Genomic DNA, 10,177 nt, shown 5'->3' with positions numbered 1-10,177 from the left:
ACAATTAAAAGGTAATTTAATGGAAATTGGCTTAAATTAGCCCCGAAAATTAAACTTTCCATTTAATAATACACGCTCTAGGTTAACTTTCGACTCTAATTGTTCCACTCGCGATTTGAGTGGTCACATTAAAAATCTAACATGCCCACTCATCTTCTGAGTGGGACAATTAAAAGGTAATTTAATGGAAATTGGCTTAAATTATCCCCGGAAATTAAACTTTCCATTTAATAATACACGCTCTAGGTTAACTTTCGACTCTAATTGTTCCACTCGTGATTTGAGTGGTCTCATTAAAAATATAACGTGTCCACTCATCTTCTGAGTGGGACAATTAAAAGGTAATTTAATGGAAATTGGCTTAAATTAGCCCCGAAAATTAAACTTTCCATTTAATAATACACGCTCTAGGTTAACTTTCGACTCTAATTGTTCCACTCGTGATTTGAGTGGTCACATTAAAAATCTAACGTGCCCACTCAGAAAATGAGTGGGACAATTAAAAGGGAATAGCTTGAATCTATCGAGTGTTGCTTATAAAACTTTAGTGAAAATGACTGGGGCTGCCAATCGATTGTTTGAGTTTCAAGGCGCCATTGGCTGTCTGTCTAAGTTGTCGAAGTAATGGCAGCTTGGTGGAATCTTTTTACAAAGACGTAAAAGCACAAAAAAGTAGACAGCATCTAAACGCGCTGTCTACTTATAAACCTTTTCTATAAATTGGTTACAAATAAGTGCCTTAATTAGAAGCAAGCTTCTAATTAAGCGAAAGTTTAAATTTCTTTGGCTAATTGTTTTTCCATATCATGATGCGGTATGTTGGCATCTAGGTAGCCTTCTTCATTTGTCACTTCATAGCCATTTTTTTCGTAAAAAGGGATGACTTGATCTTGAGCTGAGAGAATTAATCCTTCAGCAGACCGAGTTCGGGCCCATTCTTCGATTGCTTTCATTAAGTAATGACCAATATGTTGCCCTCGAACAGATTGTTTTACGGCGACTCTTTGTACTTTTAAACGCTGATCATCGTAAGGGAAATAAACACGTGCTGTTGCGACGGGTTGCTCGTCCATGTAAGCTACAATATGCCAGCGTTGATCATCTTCACCATCAATCTCTAAGGAAACGTCAACCCCTTGTTCAATCACAAATACTTGTTGACGGATTGATAAAGCGTCTCGAAACATGGGAGATTGAGTTCCCTCAAACCATTCAAAATTTAACATTTGAAACTCCTCTCGTAAATCAGTATGATGAAACTATCTTACATTTTCTAATGTTTAATGTAAATATTTATCTGAAAGAAGGAATTTAATTAATGACTACTTATCAACTTACAAAAGAATCTAAAGCGCGCTTAGAACGTATCGCTGATTTAACAGGTACTCCCTCACCAACTGGCTTTACACAGGCCATTATGGAGAAAATATCCTCCCAACTTGCTCAACATTCAGTTGAGCACTCAATAACACCTAAGGGTGGACTGTTAGTCAGCTTAGATGGAACTAATAATCAAGCACATAGATTCATAACGGCTCACGTGGATACTCTAGGAGCAATGGTTCGCGCAGTTAAAGCAGATGGTCGTTTGAAGATTGATTTAATTGGTGGCTTTAGCTACAACTCAATCGATGGCAATTACTGTCAGGTACACGCAAGTCGTACGAATAAGACTTTCGATGGAACGATTTTAATGCATCAGACAAGTGTCCATGTTTACAAGGAAGCTCGTAACGGCGAACGTAACCAAGACAATATGGAAATTCGCTTAGATCATGAAGTGAATAGTCCAGAAGAGGTTGCAGCCTTAGGGATTGCAGTGGGAGATTTCATAAGCTTTAACCCCAATATTGAAATTACTGAAACAGGTTATATTAAGTCTCGTCATTTGGATGATAAAGTGAGTGTAGCATTGTTATTAGAACTGATTGAAAAAGTTAAAGCTGGCGAAGTGACATTGGCACACACGACTCATTTTTACATTTCGAACAATGAAGAGATTGGTTATGGTGGCAACTCTAACATTGCTGATGAGGTGATCGAGTACTTAGCCGTCGATATGGGTGCGATAGGAGACGATCAAACATCAGATGAATACACAGTATCTATTTGTGCCAAAGATGGTTCAGGTCCTTATAACTTACAGTTAAGAAACCATTTGGTTGATTTATGTGAGAAACATGCAATTGCTCACCAAGTAGATATTTATCCGTACTATAGTAGTGATGCTTCAGCAGCGATGAAAGCTGGAGTGGATGTACGTCATGGTTTAATTGGTGCTGGGATTGATGCAAGCCATGCTTATGAGAGAACTCATGCTAAATCAGTGGACGCGACTTACAACTTAATTCTCGTCTATTTAGAGTCACCAATGGTTTAACTAATCACAATATAAAAGATTTCTAAGTGATGTGACCCCCGTAAGTTAGAGTTGAAATTCTAACTTTGCGGGGGTTATTCTTATTAGATTAAATGGGAGGTCGCCAGTTTTTTTAAGACCATCTTTTGTTGAAAGCGGGTGTCGTAGTTTTTAAATTATCTGAAGATGAAGGATAGTGTGTTTATTATGTCTCGAATAGGCGACTAGTCTGTTTAAAGATTAGAGAAACAATTAGATATTTGAAAAAAAATAATGCTATATCTGACATTATTTGATATGATTAAAGAATAAGACTAGCGTTGTGGTTGTATATACAAAGAATAGCGTGATTAGAGAAGGTGGATTTATGGCTGAAATCGGAGAAATATCATTAAGTCTTCTTGGCTACAATAGGGGACAAGTGTTGAATTTGGTAGAGGAAAAAGAAGCTCGTATCAAAGCACTTGAAAGCCAAGTAAGTGAATTCCAAAGCAAAATGGAAAGCTTTGAAAAGAAGATTACTTACTATGAAGAGATTGAACAAGCCTTGAAAGATGGCGTTGTAGACGCTCGTTTGACAGGCAATAGCATCATTGAGACGGCAAGCAATGAAGCAAATAAAGTAAAAGAACGTACGACAGAACAAATACTACAATTTAAAGAAGAATTTGCGTATAATAGTCGTGAGTTAGTTGGTAACGGAAGTAACTTAAAAGATCAATTGAAACAGATGAAGGGTGAAATGCTAGATATTCTTTCAAGCTATCAAGAGATGCTTAAGAAAACTGACTTTGATGCCATTTATCCTGAAAGCCAAATTGAACGTTTGCTTTTACAAGTAGATGCTTACGAAGAAGATGGTTATTTCAGTGAAGTGACAATTGATACTGAAAAACGTCAAGCGACACAAGAGAATAATTTAAGTGAGCGAGAAAAACGTGAATTAGAAAAATTAATTCAAGACGTTATCGCCAATGAAAAACAAACAGAAGTTGAATTTGATTTAGATGATTTAGATTTAAATAATAAATTAGTAAATTTTAAACGCGTTAAAGGCGGCAATTAAACGGTGAAGGTAAGTGAGAGCGAACAATACCAGTTAAGGTGTTGTTCGACTTTTTTTGAGTAGAGAAGATTTTATAGAGAGTGAGTTAGGTGGACTAAAATGAGTATACAACTAGACAAAGCGGTAAAAAAACGCCGTACTTTTGCGATTATCTCTCACCCGGATGCGGGTAAAACGACGATTACTGAACAGTTATTACTATTCAGTGGGGCGATTCGTGAAGCAGGGACAGTAAAGGCAAAAGGCAAGAAATCCAATAAATTTGCTAAATCAGACTGGATGGAAATTGAAAAACAACGTGGGATTTCTGTAACAAGTTCAGTCATGCAAGTAGACTATGATGGTTACCAAGTAAACATTCTAGATACGCCAGGGCATGAGGATTTCTCAGAAGATACATATCGTACATTAATGGCGGTTGATGCTGCTGTTATGGTGATCGATTCTGGTAAAGGGATCGAGCCACAAACAAAGAAATTGTTTGAAGTATGTAGTATGCGTGGAATTCCAATCTTCACATTTATTAACAAGTTAGACCGTGATGGTCGCGAGCCGTTAGAGTTGGTATCGGAATTGGAAGATGTCTTAGGCATCCAGGCTTATCCAATGAACTGGCCAATGGGAATGGGGAAAAGTTTACTTGGTTTATATGATTTATATAATAAACGGGTTGAATTACGCCATACGGATGAAGAGGATGAAACAGAAGTTTTCGTACCTCTAGATGAAAATGGTGAAGCAGTGGGGGAACATTCTTTTAAAGAATCTTCTATTTATACACAAGGTTTGGAAGATGCTACTTTACTACATGAAGCTGGAAATGAGTTTGACCGTGAAGCGATTGCTGCTGGTAAATTAACACCTGTTTTCTTTGGTTCGGCTCTAACAGGCTTTGGTGTTCAAACATTTTTCGATGCTTTCGTTGATCTAGCGCCTGCACCTGCTGAAACAGAAGCGATGGATGACGTTGTGGTTGAACCGGATGAAAAACGTTTCACTGGCTTCGTCTTTAAAATTCAAGCGAATATGAACCCGGCTCACCGTGATCGAATTGCTTTCGTTCGTATTTGTTCAGGTGTGTTTGAAAAAGGGATGAACGTAACATTGAAACGTACAGGGAAATCCATTCGTATGGCTCATACGACTCAATTTATGGCGGATTCACGTGAAGAAGTTCAATCGGCAATTGCTGGTGATATTATTGGACTTTATGATACGGGTAACTTACAAATTGGCGATACTATTTATTCAGGCAATCAAGCCGTTCAATTTAAACCTTTACCACAATTTACGCCAGAGCTATTTATGCGTGTGACACCTAAGAATGTTATGAAACAGAAATCATTCCATAAAGGGATAGAACAATTGGTTCAAGAAGGTGCCATTCAGCTTTATAAAACTTATCATACGGAAGAGTATATTGCTGGAGCGGTTGGACAATTACAGTTTGAAGTGTTCCAATATCGTCTACTGCATGAATATAATGCAGAGATTGTCATGACGCCAATGGGTTCAAAAATAGCACGTTGGATTGATCCTAAAGATTTAAATCCAAAGATGTCTTCAAGTCGTAACCTATTAACGCGTGACCGTTTTGGCAATCCCGTCTTCTTATTCGAGAATACTTTTGCTGAAAATTGGTTCAAAGATAAGTATCCAGAGATTGAATTAAAACAACTATTATAATCATTAACCAAAGATAATAAAATACCAGCCAGGCTCGATCTATTGATCAAGTCTGGCTGGTATTTTTATAGCGTGATAAGAAGCAAAAAAATTAAGTTGTAAAGAAATAACTAGAGCCTGACTCAGGCTATTGATTATCGAATAATTTTTTCGATTTGAACAAAGTTGTGTCCTTTTAAGACTTCTAAATTATGACGATTTTCTTGATCTAATAATTTTGCAATAGCAAAATTAACCTCTTGGTCTCGGACTGTTCGTGACCTGTTTAGAACAATGACATTCTTGTGAGTATTTGCTTCAGTATAAATGACAGTTGTTGAGCCTAATGAATAAACTTTGACGTTAAATGCGTCTGTGTTTTCTAACTGTTTTGATACAAGTTCGAAATGATTATTCGTTACATCGATCATTTTCAATTGCAACGCCCCCTTAATGTAACTATATTATACTCTTTTGCAAGAAAAATAACAGGTTAAAGCGATGAATTTACTTCGAAAATGAAATTAATTGTCATTTAGCCCTTTTATTTCTTGTAAAATTGTCTTATACTGTTTGAGTCAACAATGTAATGATCATAAATGATGTTTATTGTTGTTAGATGCCTAAAAAAATGGTATTCTAGTCATTGAAAGGGTTTCACTCATGTGTAAAACCAAGTGAAGAACCCCTCAAAAAAAATTATCTAAAGGAGTTTTTAATATGGAGAAAAAAGACTTTCACGTAATTGCAGAGACAGGGATTCACGCACGCCCAGCTACTTTATTAGTTCAAACAGCGAGCAAATTCTCGTCAGATTTAAACTTAGAGTACAAAGGTAAGTCAGTTAACTTAAAATCTATTATGGGTGTAATGTCATTAGGCGTTGGTCAAGGTGCAGATGTTACTATTACAGCAGAAGGTGCAGATGAAGCAGCAGCAATTGAAGCTGTAGCTGAAACAATGAAGAACGAAGGATTATCAGAATAATGGTCAAACGATTAACTGGTATTGCAGCAAGTGATGGTGTAGCTATTGCACCCGTTTACTTACTTACTGAACCAGATTTGAGTTTTGAAACAGTTACGATTGATGATTCAGAAGCGGAAATTACACGTTTTGAGCAAGCGATTGCTCAAACGATTACAGAAATTACAGCTATTCGAGATATCGCCAAAGAATCATTAGGCGAAGAAGAAGCTCAAGTTTTTGAAGCTCATTTATTAGTTGTGGCTGATCCAGAATTTACAGATCAGGTTAAAGGTCAGATTGAATCAGACAAGGTAAATGCCGAAACTGCATTAAAAAATGTCTCTGATATGTTTATCCAAATTTTTGCATCAATGGAAGATAATCCATATATGCAAGAACGTGCAGCGGATATTAAAGATGTTTCAGAACGTATGCTTGCAGCCTTATTAGGTGTGAAGTTACCGAGTCCAGCAACAATCAACGAAGAAGTAATCGTGATTGCACACGATTTAACTCCAAGTGATACTGCACAATTAAACAAAAAGTATGTAAAGGCTTTTGTAACAAATATTGGTGGTAGAACGTCACATTCGGCAATTATGGCTCGTTCATTAGAAATTCCTGCAATTGTTGGTTCGCAATCAATTACAACTACTGTAAAAGATGGCGATGTGATTATTGTTGATGCATTAGAAGGAGAGGTTATTCTTAACCCGACTGAAGATGAAATCAAGCAATATGAAGAAAAACTTGCAGCTTATGATGGTCAAAAAGCGGAGTGGGCTAAACTTGTGGAGTCTGAATCAGTAACAAAAGACGGAAAACATATTGAATTAGCAGCAAACATTGGTACGCCAAAAGATGTTGTAGGTGTGTTAGAAAACGGTGCGGATGGCGTTGGTCTATACCGTACAGAATTCTTATACATGGATTCAGCTGATTTCCCAACTGAAGACGAACAATACGAAGCTTATAAAACAGTTCTTGAGTCAATGGATGGTAAAGGTGTTGTCGTTCGTACGATGGACATAGGTGGGGATAAAGAATTACCTTACTTAGATTTACCAGAAGAAATGAACCCATTCTTAGGATACCGTGCGATTCGTGTTTCATTAGATCAAACAGATATGTTTAAAACGCAATTACGCGCTTTATTACGTGCTTCTGTTCATGGTGATTTACGTATCATGTTCCCAATGATTGCTACTTTGCAAGAATTCCGTTCAGCTAAGAAGATTTACGATGAGATGAAAGCAGAATTAATTTCCGAAGGTGTTGTAGTTTCTGAAACAATTCAAGTCGGTATCATGGTAGAGATTCCTGCAGCAGCAGTTTTAGCTAAACAATTCGCTAAAGAAGTTGATTTCTTTAGTATCGGAACAAATGACCTTATCCAATATACAATGGCTGCAGACAGAATGAACGAACGCGTTTCATACTTATACCAACCTTACAACCCTTCAATCTTAACATTGATAAAAAATGTTATTGATGCATCTCATGCAGAAGGTAAATGGACTGGTATGTGTGGTGAAATGGCAGGCGATCAAATGGCTGTTCCATTATTATTAGGTATGGGCTTAGATGAGTTCTCGATGAGTGCAACAAGTATTCTACAAACGAGAAGCTTGATTAGCAAACTTGATTCACAAGCAATGGAAGCTTTAGCTGATAAAGCAATCAATGAATGTGGAACAGCTGAAGAAGTGGTGGCTTTAGTTGAAGAAGCAGTACGCAAAGCAACTGAAGAAGCGTAATTTATTCAGTCATCATTAATATTTAACATCAAACTCCAGGTCTCGTACCTGGAGTTTTTGCATTATATAGAGAAAAAGAGTACTTTAGGATGAGGGGAAAGACTTTTATTTTAAAGAAAAATTGCCTATAATATAAGCAGTGTGTTAAAGTTTTAAGAATGATGTAAGCCATATAAAAGATGATTATACGGATTAGAATGAGATGGTGAAGAAATGAATATAGGATTTTTTACTGATACATACTTTCCACAAGTGAGCGGTGTATCAACTTCGGTAAAATTATTGCGTGATGAACTTGTCAGGCAAGGACATAATGTAATTATATTTACAACGACCGATCCAGCTGCGAAACCAGAAATTGGGGTCGTTAGACTGCCTAGTATCCCTTTTGTAAATTACGATGATCGCCGCATTGCCTACAGTGGGTTTGATCGTTGCTTAAAAATAGCTAGACAAAACGATATTGAAATAGTACATACTCATACAGAGTTCAGTTTAGGTATGGCAGGCAAATATGTGGCGAGTCGAATGAAAATTCCAAATGTCCATACTTACCATACTATGTACGAAAATTATACGCATTATATTTTACAAGGGAATTTGATTCATGCAAGTCATGTCCGTTACTTATCGAAGTTATATTGTAATCAGACAAACGGCATTGTGACGCCAAGTAAGATTACTCACGATAAATTACGTGATTATGGTATTTCTGAAAAAATTGAAATTATTCCAACAGGCGTTAAAATGCCACGTTATTTAGCACAAAACAGGGTGGATGTACGTAATGAGTTGAATCTGCAAGAATCTGATGTGGTGTTATTGTCACTTTCGCGTGTTTCAAAAGAAAAGAAAATTGATGAAGTGGTTGCTGCTTATCCAAAGATAAAAGAAAAAATTCCGAATGCTCGTTTGGTTATTGCAGGTGATGGTCCGATTCTAGAAGATTTAAAAGAATTGAATCAAGAAAAACAACTGGATATCGTCTTTGTTGGTGGCGTTGATCACGATCAAGTTGATCGCTATTATCAAATGGCTGATTTGTATATTAATGCGAGTGATTCTGAATCACAAGGCTTAACATACCTAGAAGCCTTCGCAAACCGATTGCCGATCATCGCTCGTCGTAATTCATATTTAGAATCAATAATGCCTAATCAAAATTTTGGTGCGCTCTTTGACGATGAACAAGATTTATCTGAAGTCACCTTAGAGTTCCTATCTAAAAAAGTATCAGATGAGATTCAACAAATTGATCAAAGTCAGTTGATCGAATTATCATCAGAATATTTCGGTGAACGTGTGTCAAAGTACTATCAAGAGGTGATTGATGAATTTACATCATCAACTGATTCAAAGAAATTTGATAAACTATATACTAAAGTGAAAGACACAATTCGAGAAATAATGGTAGGAGGAATCATTAATGACTAAAGTAGGTTTTGTTGGTTTAGGTGTAATGGGAAATAGTATGGCTAAACATTTATTAGCTGCTGGACATGAATTATTTGTTTACAACAGGACTCAAGCTAAGGCAGACGAGTTAGTTAGCTTAGGCGCTAAACGGTGTTCAACACCTAAAGAAGTCGCCCATGCAGCTGATGTTGTGATGACAATAGTTGGCTATCCACAAGATGTAGAAGAAGTCTACTTCTCTCAAGAGGGGTTATTTGCAGGCGTTCATTCCAATAGTTTATTTATTGATTTGACAACGAGTACGCCTTCCTTAGCAATAAAAATTGCTGAAACTGCCTCTCGACACGGCATAAAAAGTCTAGATGCTCCAGTTTCTGGTGGGGATTTGGGGGCACGTGAAGCGCGTCTAACAACGATGGTTGGAGGAGATAAAGCGACATTTGATGAAGTGAAACCTTTATTAGATGTTTTTTCAGCTAAAGTGACATTACAAGGAAGTGCAGGAGCAGGCCAACATACAAAAATGGCTAATCAAATCATGATTGCGGGCACAATGACGGGTATGATTGAATTGTTAGTTTATGCCAAAACGGCTGGTTTAGATCTTGAAACTGTTTTAGATACTGTTGGTGGTGGGGCTGCTGCCAATTGGTCACTTGCCAACTATGCGCCTAGAATTTTGAAAGGTGATTATACGCCTGGATTTTTTGCGAAACACTTTTTAAAAGATTTAAAAATTGCTTTAGATGAAGCAGAAAAGATGGAAATTTCTTTACCAGGTGCCGAATTAGCTGCTAAATTATATCAAAAACTGTGCGATGAAGGCTATGGTGATGAGGGAACTCAAGCATTAATAAAATTATGGGAGAAATTTGCTTAGTTTTCTTGCAATTTCAAATGAATTTGATAGGATAAGACTATATTAAAAGTATGCTTATTAATTTT

10 protein-coding genes are annotated in these 10,177 nt (G+C 36.8%); 8 read left to right on the top strand and 2 right to left on the bottom strand.

The genetic code is table 11. The features are described 5' to 3' along the window. Nucleotides 1-490 precede the first annotated feature (490 nt). Nucleotides 491-625: a hypothetical protein gene (locus tag ACTQ45_RS08790; RefSeq protein ID WP_441763469.1), complete on the top strand. Its 135-nt coding sequence runs from the start codon at nucleotides 491-493 to the stop codon at nucleotides 623-625. A 148-nt stretch (nucleotides 626-773) separates the two neighbouring features. Here the strand turns inward: ACTQ45_RS08790 and ACTQ45_RS08785 are convergent, their stop codons facing one another. Then, complete coding sequence (locus tag ACTQ45_RS08785) at nucleotides 774-1,226, bottom strand: GNAT family N-acetyltransferase (protein WP_441752954.1); 453 nt, start codon at nucleotides 1,224-1,226, stop codon at nucleotides 774-776. Nucleotides 1,227-1,318: 92 nt separating this feature from the next. Here ACTQ45_RS08785 and ACTQ45_RS08780 point away from each other — a divergent pair, with 92 nt between their 5' ends. The 3 genes from ACTQ45_RS08780 to ACTQ45_RS08770 all read left to right on the top strand — a co-directional run bounded on the left by ACTQ45_RS08780 (nucleotide 1,319) and on the right by ACTQ45_RS08770 (nucleotide 5,111). Then, on the top strand, nucleotides 1,319-2,380 hold the full coding sequence (locus tag ACTQ45_RS08780) for a M42 family metallopeptidase (protein WP_441752952.1): 1,062 nt from the start codon (nucleotides 1,319-1,321) through the stop codon (nucleotides 2,378-2,380). A 346-nt stretch (nucleotides 2,381-2,726) separates the two neighbouring features. Beyond that, the gene (locus tag ACTQ45_RS08775; protein WP_441752951.1) at nucleotides 2,727-3,425 is read left to right on the top strand and encodes a DivIVA domain-containing protein; all 699 of its coding nucleotides are present in this window, start codon (nucleotides 2,727-2,729) and stop codon (nucleotides 3,423-3,425) included. Nucleotides 3,426-3,524: 99 nt separating this feature from the next. Next, nucleotides 3,525-5,111, top strand: a complete 1,587-nt coding sequence (locus tag ACTQ45_RS08770) for a peptide chain release factor 3 (RefSeq protein ID WP_441752949.1) — start codon at nucleotides 3,525-3,527, stop codon at nucleotides 5,109-5,111. A gap of 134 nt (nucleotides 5,112-5,245) precedes the next feature. On the opposite strand, the gene ACTQ45_RS08765 is transcribed toward ACTQ45_RS08770, so the two are convergent. Continuing rightward, nucleotides 5,246-5,521 carry a DUF1827 family protein gene (locus ACTQ45_RS08765; protein WP_441752959.1) on the bottom strand — a complete coding sequence of 92 codons (276 nt, stop codon included), beginning with the start codon at nucleotides 5,519-5,521 and terminating at the stop codon, nucleotides 5,246-5,248. 289 nt (nucleotides 5,522-5,810) lie between these two features. On the opposite strand from ACTQ45_RS08765, the gene ACTQ45_RS08760 reads away from it, so the two are divergent. The 4 genes from ACTQ45_RS08760 (at nucleotide 5,811) to ACTQ45_RS08745 (ending at nucleotide 10,112) form a co-directional block, all read left to right on the top strand. Beyond that, entirely contained in the window at nucleotides 5,811-6,077 is a 267-nt protein-coding gene (locus tag ACTQ45_RS08760; RefSeq protein WP_153833336.1) for a phosphocarrier protein HPr, read from the top strand. After that, on the top strand, nucleotides 6,077-7,816 hold the full coding sequence (gene ptsP / locus ACTQ45_RS08755; protein ID WP_441752947.1) for a phosphoenolpyruvate--protein phosphotransferase: 1,740 nt from the start codon (nucleotides 6,077-6,079) through the stop codon (nucleotides 7,814-7,816). Before ACTQ45_RS08760 ends, ptsP begins: the two co-directional genes overlap by 1 nt. Nucleotides 7,817-8,029: 213 nt before the next feature. Further along, nucleotides 8,030-9,250 (top strand): glycosyltransferase, encoded by a 1,221-nt coding sequence (locus tag ACTQ45_RS08750; protein WP_441752945.1) that lies wholly within the window; start codon nucleotides 8,030-8,032, stop codon nucleotides 9,248-9,250. Further along, complete coding sequence (locus ACTQ45_RS08745; protein ID WP_441752943.1) at nucleotides 9,243-10,112, top strand: NAD(P)-dependent oxidoreductase; 870 nt, start codon at nucleotides 9,243-9,245, stop codon at nucleotides 10,110-10,112. Before ACTQ45_RS08750 ends, ACTQ45_RS08745 begins: the two co-directional genes overlap by 8 nt. Nucleotides 10,113-10,177 lie beyond the last annotated feature (65 nt).

Source organism: Fundicoccus sp. Sow4_D5 (assembly GCF_052116365.1).
Classification (GTDB): Bacteria; Bacillota; Bacilli; order Lactobacillales; family Aerococcaceae; genus Fundicoccus.
This window is presented reverse-complemented; position numbering and strand designations above follow the sequence as displayed.